This is a genomic window from Stenotrophomonas sp. TWI1151 (genome assembly GCF_039673135.1).
In the GTDB taxonomy this organism is placed as follows: Bacteria; Pseudomonadota; Gammaproteobacteria; order Xanthomonadales; family Xanthomonadaceae; genus Stenotrophomonas.
Genome location: NZ_JBDJLA010000001.1, coordinates 22,403 through 48,384, shown reverse-complemented (window position 1 = coordinate 48,384; position 25,982 = coordinate 22,403). Strand labels below are relative to the sequence as shown.

Annotated in this window: 21 protein-coding genes; 9 read left to right on the top strand and 12 right to left on the bottom strand. The window is 65.9% G+C overall.

Annotation, left to right across the window (positions count from 1 at the left end):
• Positions 1–11: 11 nt before the first annotated feature.
• Positions 12–1,220 (top strand): acetyl-CoA C-acyltransferase, encoded by a 1,209-nt coding sequence (locus tag ABE422_RS00200; RefSeq protein ID WP_141058424.1) that lies wholly within the window; start codon positions 12–14, stop codon positions 1,218–1,220.
• A 397-nt stretch (positions 1,221–1,617) separates the two neighbouring features.
• Here the strand turns inward: ABE422_RS00200 and galU are convergent, their stop codons facing one another.
• The 8 genes from galU to cmk form a co-directional block, all read right to left on the bottom strand.
• Complete coding sequence (gene galU / locus ABE422_RS00195; protein WP_313212327.1) at positions 1,618–2,499, bottom strand: UTP--glucose-1-phosphate uridylyltransferase GalU; 882 nt, start codon at positions 2,497–2,499, stop codon at positions 1,618–1,620.
• Positions 2,499–4,406 carry a nucleoside-diphosphate sugar epimerase/dehydratase gene (locus ABE422_RS00190; RefSeq protein WP_313212328.1) on the bottom strand — a complete coding sequence of 636 codons (1,908 nt, stop codon included), beginning with the start codon at positions 4,404–4,406 and terminating at the stop codon, positions 2,499–2,501. Before ABE422_RS00190 ends, galU begins: the two co-directional genes overlap by 1 nt.
• Before the next feature lie 16 nt (positions 4,407–4,422).
• Positions 4,423–5,397: a glycosyltransferase family 4 protein gene (locus ABE422_RS00185; RefSeq protein WP_346465215.1), complete on the bottom strand. Its 975-nt coding sequence runs from the start codon at positions 5,395–5,397 to the stop codon at positions 4,423–4,425.
• A 3-nt stretch (positions 5,398–5,400) separates the two neighbouring features.
• On the bottom strand, positions 5,401–6,579 hold the full coding sequence (gene lapB, locus ABE422_RS00180; protein WP_121042140.1) for a lipopolysaccharide assembly protein LapB: 1,179 nt from the start codon (positions 6,577–6,579) through the stop codon (positions 5,401–5,403).
• Between the two features lie 6 nt (positions 6,580–6,585).
• Complete coding sequence (locus tag ABE422_RS00175) at positions 6,586–6,870, bottom strand: LapA family protein (RefSeq protein ID WP_313212332.1); 285 nt, start codon at positions 6,868–6,870, stop codon at positions 6,586–6,588.
• A gap of 98 nt (positions 6,871–6,968) precedes the next feature.
• On the bottom strand, positions 6,969–7,274 hold the full coding sequence (locus ABE422_RS00170; protein WP_019183098.1) for an integration host factor subunit beta: 306 nt from the start codon (positions 7,272–7,274) through the stop codon (positions 6,969–6,971).
• Between the two features lie 87 nt (positions 7,275–7,361).
• Positions 7,362–9,047 carry a 30S ribosomal protein S1 gene (rpsA, locus tag ABE422_RS00165; protein WP_121042136.1) on the bottom strand — a complete coding sequence of 562 codons (1,686 nt, stop codon included), beginning with the start codon at positions 9,045–9,047 and terminating at the stop codon, positions 7,362–7,364.
• A 194-nt stretch (positions 9,048–9,241) separates the two neighbouring features.
• A complete protein-coding gene (gene cmk, locus ABE422_RS00160) occupies positions 9,242–9,922 on the bottom strand; it encodes a (d)CMP kinase (protein ID WP_046273768.1) in 681 nt (226 codons plus the stop codon).
• A 194-nt stretch (positions 9,923–10,116) separates the two neighbouring features.
• Here cmk and ykgO point away from each other — a divergent pair, with 194 nt between their 5' ends.
• The 6 genes from ykgO to ABE422_RS00130 all read left to right on the top strand — a co-directional run bounded on the left by ykgO (position 10,117) and on the right by ABE422_RS00130 (position 14,823).
• Positions 10,117–10,242, top strand: a complete 126-nt coding sequence (gene ykgO, locus ABE422_RS00155; protein WP_057628212.1) for a type B 50S ribosomal protein L36 — start codon at positions 10,117–10,119, stop codon at positions 10,240–10,242.
• Positions 10,243–10,423: 181 nt separating this feature from the next.
• Positions 10,424–10,750, top strand: a complete 327-nt coding sequence (locus tag ABE422_RS00150) for a hypothetical protein (RefSeq protein ID WP_123729053.1) — start codon at positions 10,424–10,426, stop codon at positions 10,748–10,750.
• Between the two features lie 46 nt (positions 10,751–10,796).
• Positions 10,797–11,831, top strand: coding sequence for an agmatine deiminase family protein (locus ABE422_RS00145; RefSeq protein WP_346482197.1), 1,035 nt, complete (start codon positions 10,797–10,799; stop codon positions 11,829–11,831).
• Between the two features lie 329 nt (positions 11,832–12,160).
• The gene (locus ABE422_RS00140; RefSeq protein ID WP_152151648.1) at positions 12,161–13,048 is read left to right on the top strand and encodes a carbon-nitrogen hydrolase; all 888 of its coding nucleotides are present in this window, start codon (positions 12,161–12,163) and stop codon (positions 13,046–13,048) included.
• A gap of 19 nt (positions 13,049–13,067) precedes the next feature.
• Positions 13,068–13,598, top strand: coding sequence for an N-acetyltransferase family protein (locus ABE422_RS00135; protein WP_313218056.1), 531 nt, complete (start codon positions 13,068–13,070; stop codon positions 13,596–13,598).
• Positions 13,599–13,602: 4 nt separating this feature from the next.
• Complete coding sequence (locus tag ABE422_RS00130; RefSeq protein ID WP_123729051.1) at positions 13,603–14,823, top strand: TraB/GumN family protein; 1,221 nt, start codon at positions 13,603–13,605, stop codon at positions 14,821–14,823.
• Between the two features lie 298 nt (positions 14,824–15,121).
• Here ABE422_RS00130 and ABE422_RS00125 read toward each other — a convergent pair whose 3' ends face one another.
• The 3 genes from ABE422_RS00125 to ABE422_RS00115 are packed head-to-tail and all read right to left on the bottom strand — an operon-like array spanning position 15,122 to position 22,865.
• On the bottom strand, positions 15,122–18,217 hold the full coding sequence (locus tag ABE422_RS00125) for an efflux RND transporter permease subunit (protein ID WP_346481323.1): 3,096 nt from the start codon (positions 18,215–18,217) through the stop codon (positions 15,122–15,124).
• Positions 18,214–21,723, bottom strand: a complete 3,510-nt coding sequence (locus ABE422_RS00120; RefSeq protein WP_346482196.1) for an efflux RND transporter permease subunit — start codon at positions 21,721–21,723, stop codon at positions 18,214–18,216. Before ABE422_RS00120 ends, ABE422_RS00125 begins: the two co-directional genes overlap by 4 nt.
• Positions 21,720–22,865 (bottom strand): efflux RND transporter periplasmic adaptor subunit, encoded by a 1,146-nt coding sequence (locus ABE422_RS00115; RefSeq protein WP_313211586.1) that lies wholly within the window; start codon positions 22,863–22,865, stop codon positions 21,720–21,722. The genes ABE422_RS00120 and ABE422_RS00115 overlap by 4 nt, the downstream gene beginning before the upstream one ends.
• A gap of 204 nt (positions 22,866–23,069) precedes the next feature.
• Here ABE422_RS00115 and ABE422_RS00110 point away from each other — a divergent pair, with 204 nt between their 5' ends.
• On the top strand, positions 23,070–23,462 hold the full coding sequence (locus tag ABE422_RS00110; RefSeq protein ID WP_019183109.1) for a c-type cytochrome: 393 nt from the start codon (positions 23,070–23,072) through the stop codon (positions 23,460–23,462).
• A gap of 8 nt (positions 23,463–23,470) precedes the next feature.
• The gene (locus tag ABE422_RS00105; protein ID WP_019183110.1) at positions 23,471–23,932 is read left to right on the top strand and encodes a cytochrome c; all 462 of its coding nucleotides are present in this window, start codon (positions 23,471–23,473) and stop codon (positions 23,930–23,932) included.
• A 166-nt stretch (positions 23,933–24,098) separates the two neighbouring features.
• Here the strand turns inward: ABE422_RS00105 and ABE422_RS00100 are convergent, their stop codons facing one another.
• A complete protein-coding gene (locus ABE422_RS00100; RefSeq protein ID WP_313211584.1) occupies positions 24,099–25,982 on the bottom strand; it encodes an ATP-binding cassette domain-containing protein in 1,884 nt (627 codons plus the stop codon).

Genomic DNA, 25,982 nt, shown 5'->3' with positions numbered 1-25,982 from the left:
AGATCACTGCAATGACCAAGCAAATCCAGGACGCCTACATCGTCGCCGCCACCCGTACCCCGGTGGGCAAGGCGCCCAAGGGCGTGTTCCGCAATACCCGTCCCGACGACATGCTGGCCCATGTGCTCCGCTCCGTGGTCGCACAGGCGCCGGGCATCGACCTCAACCGCATCGATGACGCGATCATCGGCTGCGCGATGCCGGAAGCCGAGCAGGGCATGAACGTGGCCCGCATCGGCGTGCTGCTGGCCGGCCTGCCGGACACCATCGCCGCGCAGACCGTCAACCGCTTCTGCTCCTCCGGCCTGCAGGCCGTGGCCATGGCCGCCGACCAGATCCGTCTGGGCAATTCGGACCTGATGCTGGCCGGTGGTACCGAGTCGATGTCGATGGTGCCGATGATGGGCAACAAGATCGCGATGGCACCGAGCGTGTTCGACAACGACCACGTCGCCATTGCCTACGGCATGGGCATCACCGCCGAGAAGGTCGCCGAAGAATGGAAGGTCTCGCGTGAGGAGCAGGACGCCTTCGCCCTCGCCTCGCACCAGAAGGCCATCGCCGCGATCCAGAACGGCGAGTTCAAGGACGAGATCAGCCCGTACGACGTGCGCACCCGCCAGCCGGACCTGGCCGACGGCCGCCGCATCATCACCCGCGACACGATCGTGGATACCGACGAAGGCCCGCGCCTGGATTCCTCCGCTGAAGGCCTGGCCAAGCTGCGCCCGGTGTTCCGCAACGGCCAGTTCGGCGGCACGGTCACCGCCGGCAACTCCTCGCAGATGAGCGATGGCGCCGGTGCGGTGCTGCTGGCCTCCGAGCAGGCGATCAAGGACTACGGCCTGACCCCGCTGGCCCGCTTCGTCAGCTTCTCGGTCGCCGGTGTGCGCCCCGAAGTGATGGGCATCGGCCCGATCGCCGCGATCCCCAAGGCGCTCAAGCAGGCCGGCCTGACCCAGGACCAGCTGGACTGGATCGAGCTCAACGAAGCCTTCGCCGCACAGTCGCTGGCGGTGATCCGCGATTGCGGCCTGGACCCGTCCAAGGTCAACCCGCTTGGCGGCGCGATCGCCCTGGGCCACCCGCTGGGCGCCACCGGCGCGATCCGCACCGCCACCCTGTTGCACGGCCTGCGCCGTCGTCAGCAGAAGTACGGCATGGTGACCATGTGCATCGGCACCGGCATGGGCGCGGCGGGTATCTTCGAATCGCTGTAAGGCATTGATCGGTGCCGGCCCACGGGTCGGCGCCGATCCGGCGGATAACCGGCCCAACCGGTGGCACCAATGCAACGGGTATCACCGGCCCTACCGGTGGCACCAATGCAACGGGTATCACCGGCCCAACCGGTGGCACCAATGCAACGGGTAGGCACCGACCGTTGGTCGGTGCACGGTCGGAAATGAAAAGGGCAGCCTCGCGGCTGCCCTTTTCTGTTCTGCCGGGAGCCGGCCAGCGGCCGGCACTACCACAGCTGCTTGAGGAGCCGGCCAGCGGCCGGCACTACCACCGCTGCTTGAGGAGCCGGCCAGCGGCCGGCACTACCACAGCTGCTTGAAGAGCCGGCCAGCGGCCGGCACTACCGCCGCTGCATCGCGCGGCGGCAGCTCGTCCTCAGCCTTCAGCCAGCATCTTCTGGAGCACCTCGCGCGCCGGACCGGCCAGCTTCTCGTTGTCGAGCGCAAAGCGGATCGTGGCTTCGACCAGGCCCAGATGGGTGCCGCAGTCGAAGCGACGGCCTTCAAAGCGGAACGCGTCGACACGTTCGCTCTTGAGCAGCTCGGCGATCGCGTCGGTCAGCTGGATTTCGCCACCTGCACCGGTCCCGGTTGCTTCGAGCAGCTCGAAGATCTTCGGGCTGAGCACGTAACGGCCGACCACGGCCAGGTCGCTCGGGGCATCTTCGGGCTTGGGCTTTTCGACGATGGCACTGATCCTGCCCTGGCGGCCGTCGAAGGCTTCGGTGGCCACGATGCCGTAGCTGCCGGTCTTGTCATGCGGTACGTCTTCGACCGCGATGATGCTGGCGCCGGTGGCTTCGTTGGCGTCGGCCATCTGCTTGAGCGCACCGTTGCCGCGGTTCCAGATCAGATCGTCCGGCAGCAGCACGGCGAACGGCTCGTCACCGACAATCGCCTTGGCGCACAGCACCGCATGGCCCAGGCCCAGCGCTTCAGCCTGGGTCACGAACACGGCGCGCACGCCATTGGGCAGCACATGGCGAACCAGTTCGAGCTGCTCCTGCTTGCCGGCGCGCTCGAGTTTCTGCTCCAGCTCGTAGGCCTTGTCGAAATAATCCGCGACCGCATGCTTGTAGCGGTTGGTGATGAAGATCAGCGTGTCACAGCCCGCCTCGATCGCCTCATCCACGGCATATTGGATCAACGGCCGATCAATGATCGGCAGCATTTCCTTCGGAACGGTTTTGGTAGCCGGAAGGAATCGCGTTCCCAACCCTGCGACAGGAAATACCGCCTTGCGAATACGCTTGCTCATCAGAACCTAGTGGCCTCACGCGCCGGAAAGGCGAGCACTTTAGCAGAGCTGACGTGATCGTCCTGTTGCAGCGGAGAAAATTCCGGCATGGTCGCAAACAGAATGCTGTTGATCGCATCAGTATCGTAGCTGGCAATCGCCTCGCGCAGTTTCGGCACATTGGCCAATACCTGTTCGCGCGCGAACGTGCGTACGCCGGCCTCGAGAATCTTCGGGTGCGCGGTCGGACGATAATCTTCGTCGGAATAGAACAGCGTTTCGTGCAGTTTCTCGCCCGGGCGCAGGCCCGTATAGACGATGGCGATGTCCTTGTACGGCTGCTTGCCGGCCAGGCGGATCATCTGCTCGGCCAGCACGCGGATCGGCACCGGCTCGCCCATGTCCAGCGTATAGATCGCCCCATGCGAGGCCGACGCGGCCGCCTGCAGGATCAGCTGACAGGCCTCGGGAATGGTCATGAAGTAGCGGGTGACTTCCGGGTCGGTCACGGTGACCGGGCCACCCTTGAGAATCTGCTCGCGGAACACCGGCACCACGCTGCCGGCCGAGGCCAGCACGTTGCCGAAGCGCACGGTCACGAAACGGGTATGGCTGGTCTTCTGGTCCAGGCTCTGGCAGATCATCTCCGCGTAGCGCTTGCTGGCGCCCAGGGCGTTGACCGGATCGACCGCCTTGTCGGTGGAGATGAAGACGAAATGCTCGATGCGCGCTTCGACGCAGGCACGCGCCACCGTTTCGGTGGAGAGGATGTTGTTGCGCACCGCCTCGCGCAGCTGGCGCTCCAGCACCGGCACCTGCTTGTAGGCGGCGGCATGGAAGACCGAGTCCACCCGTGACAGCGACAGCGCATGGCGGATCACCGCGGGGTCGCCGCAGTCACCCAGCACAGCTTCCACCACCAGATCCGGGAAGCTGCGCTGCAGCTCGGCCTCGATGGTGAGCAGGAGCAGCTCGCTCATCTCCACCAGGACGATGCGCCCTGCCCCGTGGCGTGCACACTGGCGGCACAGCTCCGAACCGATCGAACCGCCCGCGCCGGTGACCAGCACGGTGCGCCCGCCCAGCCAGCCACGGATCAGCGCCCAGTCCGGCAGGATCGGCTTGCGGCCGAGCAGGTCCTCGATCGCCACTTCCTTGAGCTCACCCGGCAAGGAATGACCCAGCAGGATGTCGTTGAGCTTGGGCACCATCCGGAACGGCACGCCGGTGCTTTCGCAGATGGCCACCACCCGCTGCATGCCCACGGCATCCAGCGAGGGAATGGCGATCACCAGCAGCTTGGCGGCGGTCTCGCGGACCACGGCCGGGGCATCTTCCAGGGTGCCCAGGATCGGCAGGCCCTGCAGCTTGGCGCCCTGCAGGTGAGGGGCGTCGTCGAGCAGGCCGACCGGCTCGAAATCACCCGAGCGGCGCAGGTCGCGGACGAGGGCCTCGGCCGCCTGGCCGGCACCCAGGATCAGCACACGGCGCGCGGTGACGTCGGACTGCAGCGCCTGATAGTCCTTCCATGCGCGGTACAGCAGGCGCGGCGCGCCCAGCAGCGCCGACAGCGCGAAGGGGTAGATGACCAGCACCGACATCGGCACGCCTTCAAAGCGCTTGTACGCCAAGGCCACCACGATGGCGAGCAGGCCGATGAAGCTGGCTTTGAAAATATTGAGCAGATCGGCGACGCTGGCAAAGCGCCACAGGCCGCGGTACAGGCCCACCCGCCAGAACACCACGGCCTGGATGACCAGCACCAGCGAGGTGTCGATGTTCCACAGCGGCAACGCCGGCGCGTCGACCAGCATCGAGTAGCGTCCGGCGTGCAGCAACTGCCAGCACGCCCAGACCATGAACAGGTCGTGGGCGACGATGGCCGCGCGGGGCATCAAGCCGGTAAGTCGGTCCTGCCAAGGCGTCATAAACAACGTAATCCTTCTAGTTGCGCATTCCCTTGCGCAGGAGCAGCCAAAGGCCGGACGCGAAGATCAACCACGCGATGGCCACGGCAGCCTCCCACCTCGGCTGCAAATTCGTGCATGCATTAAACACTGCCGCACTGAATATTCCAAAAACAAGATACATCCCGGTGACGAAAGTGTGGCTTGCACCACCTTTCACCGCGCGCTGATAGAGATGCTGCGTGTGGGGTTCCATCCAGCGCTGTCCGGACAGGATGCGCGAAAGCAATGTGAAGCCTGCGTCCACAAGAAAGGCCGAAAGCGGCACCAGCAACAGCAGCCAGTGGATATCGGTGCGCACACTGACCAGACAGACCAGCGCCGCGATCGCATAGCCCAGCGCCCCGCTGCCCACGTCACCCATGAAGATGCGCGCCTTCGGGTAGTTGAACGGCAGGAAGCCCAGGCAGGCCAGCCCCAACACCACGCCGGCCAGCCCGTATGGTGGCGGCAGGACGAGGGCGAACGCGAGACCGGCCAGGATCGCCTGCGTGGTGGCTATCCCGTTGATCCCATCCATGAAGTTCCAGATGTTGATCAACGAAGTGGCAAACAACAGCGCCAGCAGCGCCTGCCAGGGATTGCCACTGGCGTGCCAGACCAACCCAGCCAGCAGCGCGGCCGCGATGACATGGACCAACAGGCGACGCACCGCCGGCAGCGGCCGATGGTCGTCCCACCAACCGATGCCCGCGACCAGCACCAGCCCCAGCGCGAATATCGCCAGGGTGAGTCCGGCCGTGGGCCAGATCACCGCGGCGACCACGCAGGCCAGCAGCAGGGTCAGCACGATCGCGATGCCGCCGCCGCGTGGCGTCGCCACCCCGTGGCTGCGGCGCTCGCCGGGCTCATCCAGTAGATTGCGGCGCAGCGCATAGGCGCGTGCGCCCCAGGTGAGGCCCGCCGATACCGCCAGCACCGCCAGCAGCCCCGCCATCCAGGCGACCATCATGGTTCAGAGCACCGCGTAGTTGAGCAGCGGCTTGACGGTGCCCCATTCCTTGCAGCTCGGGCACTGCCAGTGATGCGTGCGCGCCCCAAAGCCACAGCGGGTGCAACGGTACGCCGGATTGCGGACCAGCAACTGGTCGGTGATGTGCTTGAGGTCGTGCAGGGTCGCGGTGGAATCCGCGCCCTCGGCCAGGGTCAGGTCGATCAGGGCCGACTCGCCACGCACCGACGGACGATCCTTGAGCTGGCGGCCGAGGTAGGCGCGCGCCGGAGCGACACCCTCCTGCTCTTCCATCAGCTGGGTCAGGGCCAGCACCGGGGCGATGCCGCGATAGTGCTCGGTCATCTCCGAGAGGAACGCGCGCGCGCCACCGAGGTCGCCGACCTTGCGGTAGTTCTGCATCAGCGCCTGCAGCACTTCCGGCAGGTACTCCGGATCGTTGCGGGCGGCCCGCTCGAAGGCACGCACGGCGGCTTCGGCATTGCCCGCATCGTTCTCCAGGCGCCCTTCGATGATGCCGGCCCGCACCGACATCGCATCGGCCTGGTAGGCGCGCGCGATGGCCGCGCGGGCCTCTTCGATCTTGCCAGCGCCACGGTAACGCTCGGCCAGCTCGCATTCGAACTGTCCGATCAGCTTGCCCATCGGCTCGCCGGTGACCTCTTCGAAGCGGCTGGCGTTGTCGATCGCCTTTTCCCAGTCGCGCTCGGCCTGGTAGATGCCGATCAGGTGCTTGAGCGCCTGCGGTGCGCGCTGGTCGATCTGGGCGAGCTCGGTGAACACGGTTTCGGCACGATCAAGCAGGCCGGACTTCATGTAGTCCTCGCCCAGCGCCAGCAGTGCCTGGACACGCTGCTGATCACTCAGGTCCGCGCGGTTGACCAGGCCCTGGTGCAGGCGGATCGCACGATCAACCTCACCGCGGCGGCGGAACAGATGGCCCAGCGCGACCTGGGTCTCGAAGGTTTCCTTGTCCAGCTCGGCGATGTGCAGGAACAGCTCGATCGCCTTGTCCGGCTGCTCGTTGAGCAGATAGTTCAGGCCGCGGAAGTACGTGCTGGACAGATGGCTGACCTGGTTGTCGCCATGGCGTTGACCGCCGCGACGCCCGATCACCCAGCCCGACAACGCGGCCAGGGGCAGGAACAGGAAGAACCAGAACCACTCGGAGACAAATTCCATCGGCGCTCAGCGTCCGTCGAATGTAGAAGAAGAAGGGGGTGCCACGACCACGGCAGGCGCGGCCTTCTGCGCACGGCGCAGTTTGGCGTACAACGGGATCACCACACTGGCGAGCACGAGGCCGCCGCCGATGATTGCACCGGACAACAGGGCGATGATGATCGCCACGCCGGTGGTGGAATTGATCTGGGTAAAGCCCAGGCTGATGATGATCGGCTGCGAGTTGAGGGCGCCGATGATGAGACCCACGACCAGAACCGCCAGCAGGATCAGCAGACGTACGATGTTCATGCAGCAGCTCCAGTTCCGGGAGATTCAAGAGTAGCGGAATATAGAGCAGCGGGACAAAGAGGCCCGGAACGAAAAAAGCAGCGGACCAACGGTCGGCTCTACGCAGGATCGCTTTCCAGCGGCACCACGGCGCTGACGCGCTCGCGCAGTTCCTTGCCCGGCTTGAAGTGCGGGACATGCTTGCCCGGCAACGCGACCGATTCCCCGGTCTTGGGATTGCGCCCCAGCCGTGCGGGCCGGTAGTGCAACGAAAAACTGCCGAACCCGCGGATCTCGATGCGATCCCCGCCGGCCAGCGCCCCACCCATCATTTCCAGCAACGACTTCACGGCCAGATCGACATCGTCCGACTTCAAATGCGCCTGTCGGCGCGCCAGGATTTCGATCAGCTCGGATTTGGTCATTACGGGCTCTTGGGGAGGAACTCAGACCCTGAAACGGCCCGGACTGATGTCCGGGCCGCCCAGGAAACTACGACAGCGTCAGACCGATTACTCGGACTTGTTGCCGTTCAGCTGTGCACGCAGCAGCGCGCCGAGCTGGGTGGTGCCGCTGGAAGCCGAAGAGGACTGGTATTCCTCCAGCACTTCGCGCATTTCAGCGTCGTCCTTGGCCTTGATCGACAGCTGCAGGGTACGACCCTTGCGATCCATGCCCACGAACTTGGCTTCCACCTTGTCGCCGACCTTCAGGAACTGGGTCGCGTCGTCCACGCGCTCGTTCGCAACGTCGCGAGCGGCCACGTAGCCTTCGATGCCGTCAGCCAGTTCGATGGTAGCGCCCTTGGCGTCCACTTCCTTGACCACGCCTTCGACCTTGGAACCCTTCGGGTTGGCCGCCATGTACTGACCGAACGGATCCTGCTCCAGCTGCTTGACGCCCAGGCTGATGCGCTCGCGCTCCGGATCGACGGCCAGGACCACTGCGTCCAGGTTGTCGCCCTTCTTGTAGTTGCGGACCACGTCTTCGCCGGTGGTGTTCCAGCTGATGTCGGACAGGTGCACCAGGCCATCGATACCGCCGTCCAGGCCGATGAAGATGCCGAAGTCGGTGATCGACTTGATCTGGCCCGACACCTTGTCGCCCTTCTTGTGGATGGCAGCGAAGGTTTCCCACGGATTGGCGGCAACCTGCTTCATGCCCAGCGAGATGCGGCGACGCTCCTCGTCGACGTCCAGGACCATGACTTCAACTTCGTCACCGACCTGCACAACCTTGGACGGGTTGACGTTCTTGTTGGTCCAATCCATTTCGGAGACGTGCACCAGACCTTCGACGCCCGGCTCGATCTCGACGAATGCGCCGTAATCGGTGACGTTGGAGACCTTGCCGAAGACGCGGCTGTTGGCCGGGTAACGACGGGCGATGTTGTCCCACGGATCTTCACCCAGCTGCTTCAGACCCAGCGAAACGCGGTTGCGCTCGCGGTCGAACTTCAGCACGCGCACGTCCAGCTCGTCGCCGACGTTCACGACTTCGGACGGATGGCGCACGCGCTTCCAGGCCATGTCGGTGATGTGCAGCAGGCCGTCGATACCGCCCAGGTCCACGAATGCGCCGTAATCGGTCAGGTTCTTGACGACACCCTTCAGGATCGCGCCTTCCTGCAGCTTGTCCATCAGCTGCTCGCGCTCTTCCGAATGCTCGCTTTCGACGACTGCACGACGGGACACAACGACGTTGTTACGCTTGCGGTCCAGCTTGATGAGCTTGAATTCCAGCTCCTTGCCTTCCAGGTAGGCCGGGTCGCGCACGGGGCGCACATCCACCAGCGAACCGGGCAGGAACGCGCGGACATCCTTGATGTCCACGGTGAAACCACCCTTGACCTTGCCGCTGATGCGGCCGGTGATGGTTTCGTTCTTTTCCAACGCTTCTTCCAGCTCGTCCCACACCATCGCGCGCTTGGCTTTCTCACGCGACAGAACGGTTTCACCGAAGCCGTTCTCGATGGAATCGAGGGCGACCTTGACGACGTCGCCTTCAGCAACGTCGATCTCGCCAGCGTCGTTACGGAACTGTTCGATCGGCACGATGCCTTCGGACTTCAGGCCGGCGTTGATCACCACGACATCGCCGCGGACTTCAACAACGACACCGCTGACGATCGAGCCCGGCTTCAGCTTGGCCAGATTGGCCTGACTGGCTTCGAACAGCTCTGCAAATGATTCGGTCATTAGATTTACTCTGTTGGACACATGGGCATTGGCCCCCGAAGGGAACCGCTTACTGCCCGCCTGTTGGTCGACCCCGGTAAGGCAGGTCGTGTGTTAAGTAGGAAAACCGCCACGCATCATTGCGGGACGGAGCTTTTGTTGCCTTGCGATGGTGCGACACCGTCGATGGATTGACGGCCCTCCTTTACAACGGATCAGGCACCCGAAACCGGAAGCAGATCCAATACCTTGGCAACGACAGCGTCGATGCCAATACCACTGGTGTCGATGACGACGGCATCGTCTGCCGGCTTCAGGGGCGCCACTGTGCGCTGTGCATCACGGGCGTCGCGGGCCATGATCTCGCGCAGGAGGTCGTCAAAGTTAACCGAAACACCCTTGTCTTTCAACTGCTTATGCCGCCGCTCGGCCCGTTCCTCGGCGCTGGCGGTCAAAAACACCTTGAATGGAGCGTCCGGGAAGATGACCGTACCCATGTCCCGTCCGTCGGCGACTAGCCCCGGCTCCATCCTGAATGCGCGCTGGCGCTCTTTCAGCGCCGCCCGGACCTCCGGGATGGCGGCAATGGCCGAGGCCAGCGCGCCGGTGGTCTCCAGGCGCAGCTCGTCGGTGGCATCGGTCTCGTTGACCAGCACCCGCAGCCCGCCATCGGCCGATTCCACGAAGCGCACGTGGGTGTCGAAGGTGCAGCGCACCAGCGCCGAAGCGTCGGAGGTATCGATATCAGCCCAGCTGGCGGCCACGCCCACCGCCCGGTACAGGGCGCCCGAATCCAGGTAATGCCAGCCCAGGCGGCGTGCGACAATGCGGCTGACAGTGCCTTTGCCGGCCCCGGAAGGACCGTCGATGGTGAGCACGGATGGAAGCTGATTCATGGGTTTCCCGGTAGATGTGACCGCCCATTCTAGCCCCTGCCCGGGGCGCCCTGAGACTTTTTTGGCCCAACCACTTGAAAGGATGGGAAAAAGGCCGGTAGAATGGCGGGCTTGAACGGGCGTCACCTGCCGATTGTCATCTGCATATCGCGGCCGCGCTCCAACCGAATCCAACGTTTACGCCGAGGTATGCAATGAAAGTCCTGTCTTCCCTGAAGTCGGCCAAGACCCGTCACCGCGACTGCAAGGTCGTCCGTCGTCGCGGCAAGATCTTCGTGATCTGCAAGTCGAACCCGCGCTTCAAGGCTCGCCAGCGCTGAGCCGGCTGGCCTCACGGCCGCCATCGGTCCCTCACCGGACCGGGTGATGAACAAAAAGCCGCCTCCGGGCGGCTTTTTGCTGCCATTTTTGGTGTAATCGCCAGGTAGCTCACGACCGTTGGGCGTGAGACCTGCAGTCGTGAGACCTTCCGCATTCTTGACCACTGGGGAGTAGATCGAGATGAAGCGTTACCTGACCACCTTGCCGTTGCTGGCCGTACTGGCCGTTTCCAGCGCCCACGCCGACACGCTGCTGATCGACCGCAGCCGTGAAAAGCCCGCCGTCGCCCTGCCCGTCCGCGGCCAGAGCATGCAGCAGGTCCAAGCCCAGTTCGGCGACCCGGGCGAACGCCTGGAACCCCGCGGCGGGCAGAAGCGCCAGTGGCCCACGATCAACCGCTGGGTCTACCCGCAGTTCACCGTGTACTTCGAAAAGCAGAAGGTGATCGACGTGGTCGCCAACCGCGCCGACGCCAACGAGATCGGGCCGAAACCGCCGATCCGCTGACCCCTTTCCCTTTGCCCGCCAGCCGGCGGGCCATCGCACTGAGATCATGAACGACACGCTCCGCTTTCCGGCCGAATGGGAATCCCAGTCCGCCATCCTGATCGCCTGGCCCCACGCCGACACCGACTGGGCCGACCGCCTGGGTGACGTCGAGGACACCTACATCGCGCTCGTCGCGGCCATCACCCGCTTCCAGCCGGTGGTGATCATCGTTGCCGACGACGACCTGGAGGCGTACGCCGATGCGCGCCTGCGTTCGAACCGGATCGACACGGACCGCGTGCGGTTCGTGACTGCCCAGTACGACGATACCTGGCTGCGCGACTCCGGCCCGATCACGCTCACGCGTGCCGATGGCGAATTCCGCCTGCTGGATTTCCGCTTCACCGGCTGGGGCGGCAAGTTCGACGCCAGCCTGGATGACCAGCTGGTCGGCGTCCTGCACGCGGCGGGCCTGTTCAACAACGCGGAGCTGCAGAGCATTCCGTTCGCGCTGGAGGGCGGCGGCATCGAGACCGACGGCGCCGGCACCCTGCTGACCACCTGGCAGTGCCTGCACGAGCGTCATCCGGACCGCAGCCGCGACTCGCTCAGCGCCGACCTGGCCACCTGGCTGGCCCAGGACCGCGTGCTGTGGCTGGACCATGGCTATCTGGAAGGCGACGATACCGACGCCCACATCGATACCCTGGCCCGCTTCGCCTCGACCGACAGCATCGTCTACCAGGCCTGCGACGACGCCGGCGATTCGCACTACGCCGAACTGCAGGCGATGGGTGCCGAGCTGGCGGCGCTGCGTACCACCGACGGCCAGCCGTACCGCCTGTTCCCGCTGCCGTGGGCGCAGCCGGTGATCGACGATGGCCGCCGCCTGGCGGCTTCGTATGCGAACTACCTGATCCTCAACGGCGCGGTGCTGATGCCGGCCTACGGCGATGCGGCCGACGAAGCGGCGCGTGCGGTGTTGGCCCAGGCCTATCCGGACCGCGAGATCGTGCCGGTGCCGTGCCGTTCGCTGATCTGGCAGAACGGCAGCCTGCACTGCATCACGATGCAGCTGCCCGCGGGATTGCTGGCCTGATCGACCAGTGAGCGCCTCGGCCTGGCGTGTCGGAGCGGGTTTGCGGGGGACGCCGTAAACCCATCCCTGGGGGCTTACGTCGCGGCATCCATGCCGCTCATACCCCCGCAAACCCGCTCCGACCCGCCTTCGACAGTGGGTCGGCAGCCGACGGAAGAGCGACAGCCCACGACCGAGGGTTGTGGCCTGTCCGCCGCTGTTCCGTTCATCCTGCGGAGCCGGCCAGCGGCCGGCACTACCGGTGCGGGTGTTGCCCATTTAGCAGCCAGCACGCTGCGTGCACCCATCCGCGATAAACTGCGTTTTTCCCCTTGCAGGACCGTCTCCGGATGAGCTCACGCCACACCCTTTCCGTCGCCCTGATCCAGGAGCGCAACCACGGCGATGCCGAGGCCAATCTGGCCGTCATCGAAGCGCGCGTGGCTGAAGCGGCCGCGCAGGGTGCCAAGCTGATCCTGCTGCAGGAACTGCACAACGGCGCGTACTTCTGCCAGCACGAATCGGTGGATGAATTCGATCTGGCCGAGCCGATCCCGGGCCCGAGCACGGAGCGCCTGGGCGCGCTGGCCAGGAAGCATGGCGTGGTGATCGTCGGGTCGCTGTTCGAGCGTCGCGCTGCCGGGCTGTACCACAACACCGCGGTGGTCTTCGAGAAAGACGGCACCCTGCTCGGCAAGTACCGCAAGATGCACATCCCGGATGATCCGGGCTTCTACGAGAAGTTCTACTTCACCCCGGGCGATCTGGGCTTCACCCCGATCGATACCTCGGTGGGTCGCCTCGGCGTGCTCGTGTGCTGGGACCAGTGGTATCCGGAAGCGGCGCGCCTGATGGCGCTGGCCGGTGCCGAGCTGCTGCTCTATCCCACCGCGATCGGCTGGGACCCGGACGACCAGCGCGACGAACAGGGCCGCCAGCGTGATGCGTGGGTGCTGAGCCACCGCGGCCATGCCGTGGCCAACGGCGTGCCGGTGCTGAGCTGCAACCGCGTCGGCCATGAAGCCTCGCCGATGGGTGCTTCGGGCATCCAGTTCTGGGGCAACAGCCACGTGCTGGGCCCGCAGGGTGAATTCATCGCCGAAGCCGGTGGCGAGCCGACCGTGCTGGTCTGCGATGTGGACCTGCAGCGCAGCGAACACGTCCGCCGCATCTGGCCGTTCCTGCGTGATCGCCGCATCGATGCATACGGCGATCTGCTCAAGCGCTACATCGACTGACCGACCAGGACACCCCACCGTGACCGTGCACCTGCGCGATGCCACCGATGCCGATATCGCGGCCATCACCGCGATCTATGCGGTGGAAGTGACCGACTTCGTCAACACCTACGAGTACGAGATCCCGGAGGCGGCGGAAATGCACCGCCGCATGCAGGACATCGTTGGCCGCGGCTTTCCGTACATCGTGGCCGAGGTCGATGGCCAGGTGGCCGGCTATGCCTACGCCAATACCTACCGCGGCCGGATCGCCTATCAGTGGACCGTGGAGAACTCGGTCTATGTGGACGCGGCGTTCCAGGGCCGCGGTGTCGGCACCGCGCTGATGCAGGGCCTGATCGATGCCTGCGTCGCGCGCGGTTACCGGCAGATGGTGGCCGTCATCGGCGAGCCCACCAACACCGCCTCCATCAAACTGCACGAGCGTTTCGGTTTCCATACCGTCGGCGTTTTCCGCGGCCTCGGCCGCAAGCATGGCCGCTGGCTGGATACCGTCCAGATGCAGCGCGCGCTCGGCGATGGTGCCGACAGCGCCCCTTCGAATGAATGATGCAATGACCGATACCCTGATTGACGCCGGCGACACGTTGTTCGCCGGCCAGCCCGTCCGCATCGTCGAACGCGATGGCGTGCGCTACACCCTGCTGGGCACCGCGCACGTCTCGCAGGCCAGTGTGGAAGCGGTAGAGCGTGCGATCGAGAGTGGCCGCTTCGATGCGGTCGCGGTCGAACTGGACGCCCAGCGCCTGCAGGCACTGACCGATCCGGATGCGCTGGCCAAGCTGGACCTGGTCGAGGTAATCCGCAAGGGCCGCGTCGCCCTGTTCGCCGCCAACCTGGCCTTGGCCGCCTACCAGCGCCGCCTGGCCGAACAGCTCGAGATCGAGCCGGGTGCCGAGCTCAAGCGCGCGGTCACCCTGGCCAACGAACGCAACCTGCCCGTGCATCTGATCGACCGCGAGGTCGGCCTGACGTTCCGGCGTGCCTCGCAGCGCCTGGGCTTCTTCGGCAAGATCAAGCTGGTGATGGGCCTGGGCGCTGGCCTGTTCGCGTCCGAGGAAGTCGGCGAAGACGAGATCGAGAAGCTCAAGCAGGGCGACATGCTCGAAGCCAGCTTCGGCGAGTTCGCCAGCGAGAGCCCGGCCCTGTACGAAACCATCATCGGCGAGCGCGACCGCTACATGGCCACGCGCCTGCGCGAAGTGCACGATCCGGCCCAGCGCGAAGTGCTGGCCGTGGTCGGTGCCGGTCATCTGGCCGGGCTGGCCAGGTACCTGGAAACCGACACCGACGCGCCGGGTCCGCTGCGCGAGTCGCTGGAAGACGTGCCGAAGAAGCGCAACATCCCGTGGATCACGCTGGCGATCCTGGCCATCGTGCTGACCGGTATCGGCGTGGGCTTCTATCGCGGTGGCCTGGGTGTCGGCAGTGAGCTGCTGGCGGTCTGGGCGATGTACACCGGCGGTCTGGCCGGTCTGGGCTGCCTGTTGGCCGGCAGCCACCCGCTGAGCATCCTGACCGCGATCGTGGTCGCGCCGTTCAAGCCGTTCCGGCTGAGCATCCCGACCGGTGCGTTCTCGGCCCTGGTGGAAGCGCGCCTGCGCAAACCGGCCTACGAGGATTTCCTGAAGCTGCGCGACGATGCGCAGAGCGTCAAGGGCTGGTACCGCAACCGGGTGACCCGCGTGGTGCTGACCTTCATGCTGACCAACCTGGGCAGCATGCTCGGGTTGTGGCTGACCGGGTTCCAGGTGTGGGGCAAGGTCGCGGGGTGATTCCCGCGCCGGCTGTGAATCGAAAGGCCACGCAATGCGTGGCCTTTTTTGTGCACGCATGTGGGAACCGCGGGTAGTGGCGGGGGGGGGGGGGGGGGGCGGGGGGGGGGGGGGGTGCGGGGGGGGCGGGGCTGGGGGTGGGGGTTTGGGCGGGCGCCCCCCCCGCGCCCCCCACGACCGCCCCACGTGCAGATCCACGCCATGCGTGGATGGCGCCCATACCCGCCTGTAGATCCACGCCATGCGTGGATGCGGTCCGCGAAAAAAGGAGGCCCGCCCAACGGGCCTCCATCCACCCTCAAACCGATTCTGCGCCCGGCTCGACCACCGGAGCATCCACGCCGCGGCCACGCGCGCGCCGGATGATCCGCGACACCGCCGTGCTCATGTCATCGAGCATCGCGTAGATGGTCGGCAGGAACAGCAGGCTCACCACCGTGGAGAACGCCAGGCCGCCGGCGATGGCGCGGGCCATCGGGTAGTACGGCGGACCATTGCCGAGCAGCTGGGTGTCGGTCATGGAGATCGGGATCATCGCCAGGATCGCGGTGCCCATCGTCATCATGATCGGGCGCAGGCGCTCGCGTGAGCCTTCCACCAGCGCCTGGGTCCGCCCCATCCCGCGGCGGCGCAGGTTGTTGATGTGCTCGATCATCACGATGCCGTTGTTCACCACCACGCCCATCAACACCAGGATGCCGATGAAGGACATGATCCCGAACGAGGTGCCGGTGATCCAGAACAGCCAGAACACGCCGAAGATCGAGAACAGCACGCCGCTCATGATTGCCGCCGGGAACAGCAGCGACTCGAACACGGCCGCCATCACCACGTAGATCATCACCAATGCGATCACCAGATTGAACATCATCTGCGACATCGCCTGGTCGTCGTCGCCGTAGTCGCCGCCGTCGAAGCTGAAGGTGTAGCCGGCCGGGAAACTCATCGGCGTGAGCATCTCCTCCATGGCCTTGCGCCCTTCCGGCACGGTGACCTTCTCGGCCAGGTTGGCCTTGATGGTCAGCGTGGTCTGGCGGTTGGTGCGGCCGATCTGCGTGGCCGAGGGTTTGATCGCCACATCCACCAGGCTCAGCAGGGGCACCGAGCGGCCGTCACCGGTGCGCACGGTGTAGCTGGCGAGGTCTTCCGGACTGCTCTGCTCGGCACCGGCGAAACGCACCCATACCGGCACTTCGCTGTCACCGCGGCGGAACTCGCGCAGCGGCGCGCCACGCAGGGCCAGGCCGACGAAACTGGCCACCTGCTCGGCATTGAAGCCGAACGCAGCCGCGCGCTCGCGGTCCACATGGATGGACAACTCGCTGCCCTTCTCGCCGTTGTCGATGCGCACGTCGCGCAGTTCCTTGCGCTGGGCCAGCAGCGGCACCACTTCCTCGCCGATCTCCTGCAGCATCTTGGTCGAGTCGCCGACCAGCTGCACCTGCACCTGGTTGTTGCCACCGCCGCCGCCGTCGCCCGAGTTGCCGACCACGTAATCGGCACGCGCCGACCGCGGCAAGCCCTTGCGCAGTGCCTCCTGCACGGCCGGCATGCTCTTGGCGTGCGCGGTATCGAAGGTCACGATCGTGCTGCTGCCTTCCTGCTCGCTGTACCAGGAATACACCTGGGTGATGTGCAGCGCCTCGCGGTTGTCATCCAGGTAGCGTTCGACGCGTGCCACTTCCTCGGACATCTGCCCGAAGGTATAGGCACCCTTCCAGTTGTACCCGATGAACACCTCGTGGCCACCCTCGCCACCGAACATGTCGATCTTGGTCAGCTTCATCGGCACCAGGCTGATCAGGATCACCAGCAGGATGCCGAACACGCTCCAACCGCGATGCTCCAGCGTCCACTGCAGCAGTGTGGCGTAGCGGCGCTGCAGGCGGGCGATCACCCCGCTGTCCGAATGCACCAGCTTGGGCGTCTGCATACGCGCGGACAGCATCGGGATCAGGCTCACCGCGACCAGCCAGGAGGCCAGCAGCGAGACCGAGATCGTGATGGCGATCTGCGACATGAAGATGCTGATGTTGTTGGTCTCGCCGAACAGGTTCGGCACGAACACGATGCAGTGGCACAGCGTGCCGGCGCTCAGCGCGATGGCCACGTTGCGGGTGCCGATGATCGAGGCCAGCCGTGGCTGGTCAGGCATCCGCTCACGTTCCTGGTAAATGCTCTCCACCACCACCACGGCGTTGTCCACCAGCATGCCGACCGCCAGCAGCAGGCCCATCATGGTCAGGATGTTGAGGGTGACGCCGGCGAAATACATGAAGCCCAGCGTGATCACGAAACAGATCGGGATCGCCAGGGTCACCATCAGCGTGGAGGGCCAATGGCGCAGGAAGAAGAACAGCACCGTGATCGACAACAGCAGGCCCACTGCGCCCGCCTCGGCCAGCTCCAGCAGCGAAGACGTCACCATCTTGCCCTGGTTGTCGATCACCTTGATCTGCACATCGCGCATCGAGGGCTGCGTGCGGATCGCCTCCACTTCCGCCAGCGCGGCACGCGAGACCTCCACCAGGTTGGCGCTGCGCTCCTTGTAGATATCCAGGCCGACGGCCGGGTTGCCGTCCAGGCGGCGCCCGTAGTTCATGCGCGTGGGCTTGAGCCGGATCTCGGCGATGTCGCCCAGGCGCAGGCCCTTGGTGTCGATCACCAGATCGCGCAGTTCCTGCAGGTCGGTGATCTCGCCCACCGGCTGGATGCGCACGCGCTGGCCGTTGTCGTCGATCTGCCCGGCCGAGATCGAGAAGTTCAGCGTGCGCAGGCGATCGCTGAGCTCGTTGATGCTCAGGTTGTGCGCGGTCAACCGGTCCGGGCTGATCGCGATCTCGACCTCGTTCGGTGGGGCACCGGAGATGTTGACCCGCGCCACCCCCGGGATGCGCTCGATCCGCCGCTTGAACTCGCGGTCGAGCATGTCGTATGCGCCGGTCAGGTCGGTGGCACTGGCCAGGCGCACCTTCAGCACCGGGTCATCGCTGCTGGACCACTTGAACACGTTGTAGCGCTGCAGGTCGTCAGGCAGGTCGCTGCGGATCGCATCGATGCGCTCGCGGGCATCGGAGGCCGCGATGGCGATGTCGCGGTCCCAGTCGGTGAACTCGATGAAGATGCTGGCACCTTCGGAGGTGGCCGAGGAGCGCATGCGCTTGATCCCGGTCATCGTTGCCAGCGCTTCTTCGGTGGGCCGGATGATGTTGCGCTCGACCTCTTCCGGCGTGGAACCGGTATACGGCACCTGCACGAACAGGAACGGCGCGGAGATGTCCGGCAGTGCTTCCAGTGGCAGCCGGAACGAGGCGATCAGGCCCACCACCGCCAACGACACAAAACACATGATCGTGGTGATGGGCCGGCGGATGGAGAACTCGGCAATGCTCATGCCGGCTCCTGTGCGGTGTCATGGCCGGCATCGGCCAGCGGCGTCTTGAGGTGCCGGCCACGCGCGCGGTAGTAGGCGTCGCCACGACGATCCAGCAGGTCGTACACCACCGGGATCACCACCAGGGTCAGCAGGGTGGAGACCAGCAGGCCACCGATCACGGTGATCGCCATCGGCGCACGCACTTCGGCGCCTTCGCCCATCGCCACCGCCAGCGGCAGGAAGCCGAACAGCGTGCACAGGGTGGTCATGATGATCGGCCGCAGGCGGGAGCGCGCGCCTTCCACCAACGCCTCGCGCTTGGGCACACCGGCCTCGCGCAGCTGGTTGACCTTGTCGATCAGGATGATCGCGTTCTTGGTCACCAGGCCCACCAGCAGGATCAACCCGATGAACACGACCACCGAGATCGGCTTGCCGGTCAGCATCAACGCCAGGATCGCACCGACCAGCGCCAGCGGGATGGTGAACAGGATGACGAACGGGTGCAGCAGCGACTCGAACTGCGAGGCCATCACCAGATACACCAGGAAGATGGCCAGGCCGAAGGCGAAGATCAGCGAGCGCGCCGAATCGGCCAGCTCCTCACCCTGGCCGCCGATGTGCATGCCCACACCGGCACCCAGCGGCTGCTTGGCAACCATGTCCTGCACTTCGCGCACGGCGCCGCCCAGGTCGATATCGCGCAGGTTGGCCGAGACCACCGCCACGCGGGTCTGATCGGCGCGATGGATCTCGCTCGGGCCGTTGGTGGCGACCACCTCGGCCACCGAATCCAGCGTCACCGGCCGGTTGCTGCCCGGATTGACGATCAGCCGGCGGATGCTGTCCACGCTGGCCCGGTCGCCTTCCTGGGCACGGACCAGCACGTCGATCTTGCGGTCGCGGAAGCTGTAGCGCGTGGCCACATCACCGCGCACCTTCTTGACCACCACATCGGCGATCTGCCGCGTGGTCAGGCCCAAGGCACCGGCGCGCTCCTGGTCGAAGCGGATCTGGATCTCCGGGAAGCCCTCTTCCACCGTGGATTTGACGTCTGCGTAGTGCGGGTTGTTGCGCAGCATCGCGGCCAGCGCCTTGCCGGCCGTTTCCAGCGTGGCCATGTCCTGGCCGCGCAGTTCCACTTCCAGCGGGGTGGAGAAGCTGAAGAGTGCCGGGCGGGCGAAATCGACCTGCACGCCGGGATGCTGCTGCATCGACTCACGCAGACGCTCGGTGATCGCCGCTTCGGTGCGTGCGTTGCCGCCACCGGCCATCACCACGGTCAGCTTGCCGATGTTTTCGCCACTCTCGGTCGGGCTGGCATCCAGGCGCGTGCCGCTGCCACTGACGCCGTACAACGAGGCGATGCTGTCGTCCTTGGCATGGGCCAGCTGCATCTCGCGGACCAGTGCATCGGTCTGCTTCAGCGGCGTGCCGGCCGGCAGCTTGGCGGTCATTTCGAAGCGGTCCTGGGCCAGCTGCGGGATCAGATCCGCACCCAGCATCGGCACCAGCGCCATCGTGCCGACGAAGGCCAGCGCGGCCAGACCCAGCACCTTGCCCGGGTGGTGCAGCGCGCCCGGCAGCAGCTTCAGGTAACCGCGTTCGGCACCGGCGTACGGCTTCATCGCCACATCGCTGGCCTTGCGCATCACCGGGCCGACCACGGCCACCAGACCGCGCCAGACGCGGATCACCGACCAGGCCATCCCGAAGCAGATCCAGCGCACCAGCGTGCCTACGCCACGACGGCTGCCGGCGACCGGCTTCAACCAGCGGCTGTCAGGCTGCCACGGCTGATGCGCGGGTTCTTCCGGGAAGGCCAGCGGTGGGCGGCCCTTGAGCGAGCTCAGCATCGGGATCAGGGTCATCGAGACCAACAGGGAGATCGCGATCGCGATCGCCACGGTCAGCGCCTGGTCGCGGAACAGCTGACCGGCGATGCCATCCACGAACACCAGCGGCAGGAACACCGCGATGGTGGTCAGGGTCGAGGCGACGACGGCCATGCTCACTTCACGGGTGCCGACGATAGCGGCCTGCAGGATGCTCAGGCCACGCTCGCGTGCCTTGGCGATGCTTTCCAGCACCACGATGGAATCATCCACCACCAGGCCGGTGGCCAGCGCCAGACCGCCCAGCGACATCACGTTCAAGCTCAGGCCGAGCTGGCCCATGAAGAAGAACGTGGTAATGATCGAGACCGGCAGCGACAGGCTGATCACGAACGTGCTCCAGCCGTCGCGCAGGAACAGGAAGATGATCAGGATGGCGAGGATGCCGCCGATCACGGCGTCTTTCTTGACGTCGCTGATGGCGTGTTCGATGAAGCGCGACTGGTCTTCGATCGTGGTCAGCTCGGCATCGCCGGGCACCTGGCCCTTGATCTGCTCCAGCCGCGCACGCAGCGCTTCGGCGGTCGACACCGTGTTGGCATCGCCCTCCTTGTAGATCGCCAGCTCGACCGCTTCCTTGCCACCCAGACGGATGATCGCTTCGCGTTCCTTGTAGCCCTGGCGCACGGTGGCGACATCCTTCAGCCGCACCGGCACGCCGTTGGCGATGTTGGTGGAGCTGCTGCTGGATGCGCTCTGCGCGGCCGAGGCGGCGGCCACGGCGGCATCCGAGCCGGTCGAGGCGGCGATGGCGAACATCTGCTGCATCGCTGCATCGGCCGCGCTGCCGTTGCTGCTCTGGGTGGTCACCAGCAGGTTGCGGATGTCCTCCAGATCGGCGAACTGGTTGACGGTGCGCACCAGGTAACGCTGCGAGCCTTCCTCCAGGCGACCGCCGGAGATATTGATGTTCTCTTCCTTGAGCCGCTTGATGACATTGTCGATCGGCAGGTTGAGCTGGGCCAGCTTCTGCTGGTCGATGTCGACCTGGATTTCATCCTCCAGACCGCCGCCGACCTTGACCGCCGCCACGCCGGTGACCGGCTCCAGTTTCTTCTTCAGGTCTTCATCGGCGTAGCGGCGCAGCTCGGTGAGCTGGCGCACGGCCTCGGCATCGCTGGACGGATCGGTCTTCGCCGAGATCACCAGCCGCATGATCGGTTCGGTGGACGGATTGAAGCGCAGCAGCACCGGGGACTTCGCCTCCAGCGGCAGGTTCAGCGCTTCCATCTTGTCGCGCACCTCCAGGCTGGCCTGGTCCATGTTGGTGCCCCAGGCGAACTCGAGTACCACATCGCTCTGGCCGGTACGCGAGATCGATTTGAGCTTGCGCAGGTTCTTGACCACGCCGACGGCTTCTTCGACCGGCTCGGTGATCAGCGTTTCGATTTCCGCCGGCGCTGCACCGGTGTACTCGGTGCGCACGGTCAGGGTCGGGTAGCTCAGGTCGGGCAGCAGATTGACCTTGAGATTACCCAGTGCGATGAACCCGAACAGCATCAGCGTGACGGTGAACATCGCGATGGTGACGCGGCGGCGGGTGGCGAATTCCACCAGGCCGCCGCCTTGGGCACCGGGGCGCTCGCCCTGGTGCGGATCATTGCCGTGGTCGTTGCCGGCCGCTGTCATTGACGGCTCTCCGCCTTGGCCGGCGCCGGCTTGGCGACGGCAGTGGCGGCCGGCTTGGCGCCGATCACCTGCACCGCGGTGCCGTCACGCAGCGCCACCTTGCCGGCCGTAACCACCTGATCGCCGGCGGCCAGGCCCTCGCGGATTTCCACCCACGGGCCTTCGGCATAGCCCAGCTTGACCGGCACGCGTGCGGCCTTGCCCTCGCGCACGCGGAACACCGCCGGCTCGCCATCGTCGAGCAGTGCGATGCGCGGCACCACCAGAGCATCGGCACGCTGGTCGTAGTCGATACGGATGCGGCCGAACATGCCCGGCTGCAGGCCTTCAGCATCTTCGCCGAAGCCGCTGACCACGCGGAAGGTGCCGCTGCCGGCATCGACCACCGGCGAGATGCGGTCCACCGTGCCCGGGAAGGTCTTGCCCGGCAGCGCGTCGGCGATCAGCGTGACCGGCTGGCCCGGGCGCAGCGTGGCCAGCTCGCGCTCGGGCACGTTGAGCGTGGCTTCCAGTCGCGAGTTGTCGACGATGCGGAAGATCGGTGTGTTGATCTGCACGAAGTTGCCGGTCTTGATCGAGCGCGAGGCGATCACGCCCGAGATCGGCGCGACCACCGTGGTGTAGGACAGTTCGAGCGTTGCCAGGCGGTACTGCGCGCGGGCGTTGTCGAGGTCGTACTTGATCTGGTCGACATCGGCGGCGCTGACCATCTGCTCGCCGACCAGCTTGTGGGCACGCTGGTAATTGTTCTCCAGCTTGCGCATCTGCGCTTCGCTCTGGGCAACCGCCAGGCGCGCACGGTCCGGGTCCAGCCGCACCAGCGGCTGGCCGGCACGTACCTGCTGCCCTTCCTCGACCAGAACGACCAGCGCGACGCCAGAGGTCTTGGCGACCACCTGCGACTCGCCCCGCGGTTCCAGTGCGGCCGTGCCGGTGTAGCTGGCAGCGACGGCGCGACGGCTGGCAGCGACGGCTTCGACCGGTACCGCATCGACCTTCTTCTCGGCCTTGCCGTCCTTTTCAGCAGCGTTGGCTTCGGCGGGGCCGGCGCCACCGCAGCCGCTCAGCAGCAGGGTGGAGGTGATCAGCAGTGCAGCGGCACAGCGTCCGGTGCGGCCGAGCAGGAAAGTGTGTCGCGACATCGTCGTGTCCCTAAGGATGCGTGGGCAGGTGTGGTAGCAAAGTAATGCACCACGTCACGACCACACCATATCCCAAAGGTCATGGTGACCTGCGGCGATGGCTTCCCGGGCCCGGTTTCAGCTAGATGAAATGGCAGGCTATACTCGGCCCAGTTCCGTACCCCACGCCGGAACGACCAGACCCGTTTATCGGAAAAGGACATCATGCGCCCGCAGCCGCTCGCCGCTTGTCTCGTTCTGGCCGTCCTCCTGCCCCTCGGGGCCGCCGCACAGGCCGCAACACCCGCTCCTGCAGTACCCGCCACCCCCGCTCCGGCCGCCACCGCGCCGGCGCCCGCCGCCGTCACCGGCCGGTTCGACAATGGCCGGGTCCTGGCCTACACGTGCCAGGGGTGCCACGGCATCACCGGGTACAAGAACGCCTACCCCAGCTACAAGGTGCCCAAGATCGGCGGGCAGACCCGTGAGTACCTCAGCCAGGCGCTGACCGAGTACCGCCACGGCAAGCGCAAGCATCCGACGATGCAGGCGCAGTCGATGAGTTTCAGCGAACAGGAGATCGCCGATCTCGCTGTTTACCTGTCCACCGTCAAATAAGCGCGCTCATGTCGAAAGCCACGCCACTCCAGCGTTACGCCATCGCCCTGTCCGTTGCCCTGCTGATGACTGCGTGCTCGCAGTCACAGGTGGAGAACAGCGCAGATTCCGCCGCCGATCCGGGCCACGCCAGTGGTGAACACGGGTCCGGCTCCTCCGCCGGCCTGCCGGCCGGCCGCATCGCCGCCGGTGAGGCGCGTGCCCAGGTGAAGGGCAAAGCCACCGGCCAGAGCTGCATCGACTGCCACGGGGCGGACGGCAACAAGCCGATCGACCCGACCTATCCGAAACTGGGTGGGCAGTACGGGGATTACCTGGCGCACAGCCTGCAGGCCTACCGCGCGGGGGATCGTCAGCACGCGCTGATGACCCCGCAGGCGACCGACCTGAGTGATCAGGACATCGCCGATCTGGCGGCCTATTTCGGCTCACGGCCGACCCAGCTGCGGGATCTGCACGGCTTGAAGTGACGGCGGTAGAGCCGACCGTTGGTCGGCTGCCTTCCGTCCGGGCGCCATGAGGTAGTGCCGGCCGCTGGCCGGCTCTCCTCTGGATTGCCTGGAGCCGGCCAGCGGCCGGCACTACCGGTATGGCAACGCCAGCCGACCAACGGTCGGCTCTACACCGATTGCTGGATCAGGCGTCCAGCTCTTCCCAGCGCGCGTACGCGGCATCCAGCTCGGCCTGCACCTTGGCGAGCTTCGCATTGTGCGCGGCCATGTCGGGCGCGCTGCGCTGATAGAACGCCGGGTCGTTCATCGCGGCGGTGAGGCCTTCGACGTCCTTCTCCAGCGTTTCGATCTTCAGCGGCAGCTGTTCCAGCTCGCGCGCGTCCTTGTAGCTCAGCTTGCGCTTGGGCTCGGCCGGCGCGGCAGCAGCGGCGGCCGCAGCAACCGGCTTGGCCGCCACCACCGGTGCGGACGCAGCCGCGGCGGCCACGCGTGCAGCATGGCGCTGCCAATCGGTGTAGCCGCCGACGTACTCGCCGACCACGCCGTCGCCTTCCATCACCATCGTGGAGGTCACCACGTTGTCCAGGAAGTCACGGTCATGGCTGACCAGCAGCAACGTGCCGGTGTAATCGCTCAGCAGCTCTTCGAGCAGCTCGAGGGTTTCCACGTCCAGATCGTTGGTCGGTTCATCCATCACCAGCAGGTTGGACGGCTGCGCGAACAGCTTGGCCAGCAGCAGGCGGTTGCGCTCACCACCGGACAAACGGGTGATCGGCGCGCGGGCGCGCTCGGGCGAGAACAGGAAGTCCTGCAGGTAGGCGTGCACGTGCTTGCGCTTGCCGTTGAACTCGATGAAATCGCGGCCCTCGGCCACGTTCTCGATCGCGGTCCAGTCTTCGCGCAGCACCGCACGGTACTGGTCGAAATACGCGATCTGCAGGTTGGTACCGGCGCGCACTTCGCCGCTCTGCGGCTGCAGGTCGCCCAGCAGCAGCTTGAGCAGCGTGGTCTTGCCGCTGCCGTTCGGCCCGATCAGGCCGATGCGGTCGCCGCGCAGGATGACGGTGCTGAAGTCCTTGACCATCACGCGCTCGCCGAAGGCGAACGAGATGTCCTTGACGTCGATCACCTTCTTGCCGGAGTTCTCCGCCTGCGCCGCTTCCATGCGCACGTTGCCGCCGAGTTCGCGGCGCTGCGAGCGATCGTTGCGCATTGCCTTGAGGCGGCGCACACGGCCTTCGTCGCGGGTGCGGCGGGCCTTGATGCCCTGGCGGATCCAGATCTCTTCCTGCGCGAGCAGTTTGTCGAAGCGTGCGTTTTCCTGCGCCTGCGCGTTCATGCGCTCTTCGCGGCGACGCTCGTAGTTGGCCCAGTCGCCCGGCCAGCTGGTGACCTGGCCGCGGTCGATCTCGACGATGCGGGTGGCCAGTGCACGCAGGAAGCGACGGTCATGGGTGACGAACACCACGCTGCCGTTCCAGTTCTTGAGGAACATTTCGAGCCAGTCGATGGCTTCGATGTCCAGGTGGTTGGTCGGTTCGTCGAGCAGCAGCAGATCCGGCGAGGACACCAGCGCGCGGCCGAGCAGCACGCGGCGCTTCATGCCGCCGGACAGGCGCGCGAATTCGGCCTCGCCATCCAGGTCGAGCTTGGTCAGGGTTTCGCTGACGCGCTGGTCCAGGCCCCAGCCGTTGGCGGCGTCGATCTTGGCCTGCACGGCCGAAAGCGCATCGCCGTCGAAATCGTCGGCCATGCTCAGGTGATGGAATTCGGCCAGCCACTGGCCCAGTTCGCCCAGGCCGTCGGCGACCACGTCGAAGACGCTGCCGGCGGCACCGTGCGGCACCTCCTGTTCCAGGCGGGTGATGCGCACCCCCTGCTGCACGCGGACTTCGCCATCATCGGGCTTGTGATCGCCGGACAGCAGTTTGAGCAGGGTCGATTTGCCGGCGCCATTGCGCCCGATCAGGGCGATACGCTCGCCCGGCTCGATCGACAGTTCGGCTTTTTCCAGCAACAGGGGGCCGCCGACGCTGAAGTCGACGTTTTGCAGAGTAATCAGAGGCAT

Bases quoted from the DNA above. Each gene is read 5' to 3' on its own strand.
- ABE422_RS00100 (WP_313211584.1), bottom strand. From the start codon at position 25,982: ATGCCTCTGATTACTCTGCAAAACGTCGACTTCAGCGTCGGCGGCCCC.
- ABE422_RS00140 (WP_152151648.1), top strand. From the start codon at position 12,161: ATGAGCTCACGCCACACCCTTTCCGTCGCCCTGATCCAGGAGCGCAAC.
- ABE422_RS00150 (WP_123729053.1), top strand. From the start codon at position 10,424: ATGAAGCGTTACCTGACCACCTTGCCGTTGCTGGCCGTACTGGCCGTT.
- ABE422_RS00125 (WP_346481323.1), bottom strand. From the start codon at position 18,217: ATGAGCATTGCCGAGTTCTCCATCCGCCGGCCCATCACCACGATCATG.
- galU (WP_313212327.1), bottom strand. From the start codon at position 2,499: ATGAGCAAGCGTATTCGCAAGGCGGTATTTCCTGTCGCAGGGTTGGGA.
- ABE422_RS00185 (WP_346465215.1), bottom strand. From the start codon at position 5,397: ATGATGGTCGCCTGGATGGCGGGGCTGCTGGCGGTGCTGGCGGTATCG.
- rpsA (WP_121042136.1), bottom strand. From the start codon at position 9,047: ATGACCGAATCATTTGCAGAGCTGTTCGAAGCCAGTCAGGCCAATCTG.
- ABE422_RS00110 (WP_019183109.1), top strand. From the start codon at position 23,070: ATGCGCCCGCAGCCGCTCGCCGCTTGTCTCGTTCTGGCCGTCCTCCTG.
- ABE422_RS00145 (WP_346482197.1), top strand. From the start codon at position 10,797: ATGAACGACACGCTCCGCTTTCCGGCCGAATGGGAATCCCAGTCCGCC.
- ykgO (WP_057628212.1), top strand. From the start codon at position 10,117: ATGAAAGTCCTGTCTTCCCTGAAGTCGGCCAAGACCCGTCACCGCGAC.
- ABE422_RS00130 (WP_123729051.1), top strand. From the start codon at position 13,603: ATGACCGATACCCTGATTGACGCCGGCGACACGTTGTTCGCCGGCCAG.
- ABE422_RS00115 (WP_313211586.1), bottom strand. From the start codon at position 22,865: ATGTCGCGACACACTTTCCTGCTCGGCCGCACCGGACGCTGTGCCGCT.
- ABE422_RS00175 (WP_313212332.1), bottom strand. From the start codon at position 6,870: ATGAACATCGTACGTCTGCTGATCCTGCTGGCGGTTCTGGTCGTGGGT.
- ABE422_RS00200 (WP_141058424.1), top strand. From the start codon at position 12: ATGACCAAGCAAATCCAGGACGCCTACATCGTCGCCGCCACCCGTACC.
- ABE422_RS00170 (WP_019183098.1), bottom strand. From the start codon at position 7,274: ATGACCAAATCCGAGCTGATCGAAATCCTGGCGCGCCGACAGGCGCAT.
- lapB (WP_121042140.1), bottom strand. From the start codon at position 6,579: ATGGAATTTGTCTCCGAGTGGTTCTGGTTCTTCCTGTTCCTGCCCCTG.
- ABE422_RS00120 (WP_346482196.1), bottom strand. From the start codon at position 21,723: ATGACAGCGGCCGGCAACGACCACGGCAATGATCCGCACCAGGGCGAG.
- ABE422_RS00105 (WP_019183110.1), top strand. From the start codon at position 23,471: ATGTCGAAAGCCACGCCACTCCAGCGTTACGCCATCGCCCTGTCCGTT.
- cmk (WP_046273768.1), bottom strand. From the start codon at position 9,922: ATGAATCAGCTTCCATCCGTGCTCACCATCGACGGTCCTTCCGGGGCC.
- ABE422_RS00190 (WP_313212328.1), bottom strand. From the start codon at position 4,406: ATGACGCCTTGGCAGGACCGACTTACCGGCTTGATGCCCCGCGCGGCC.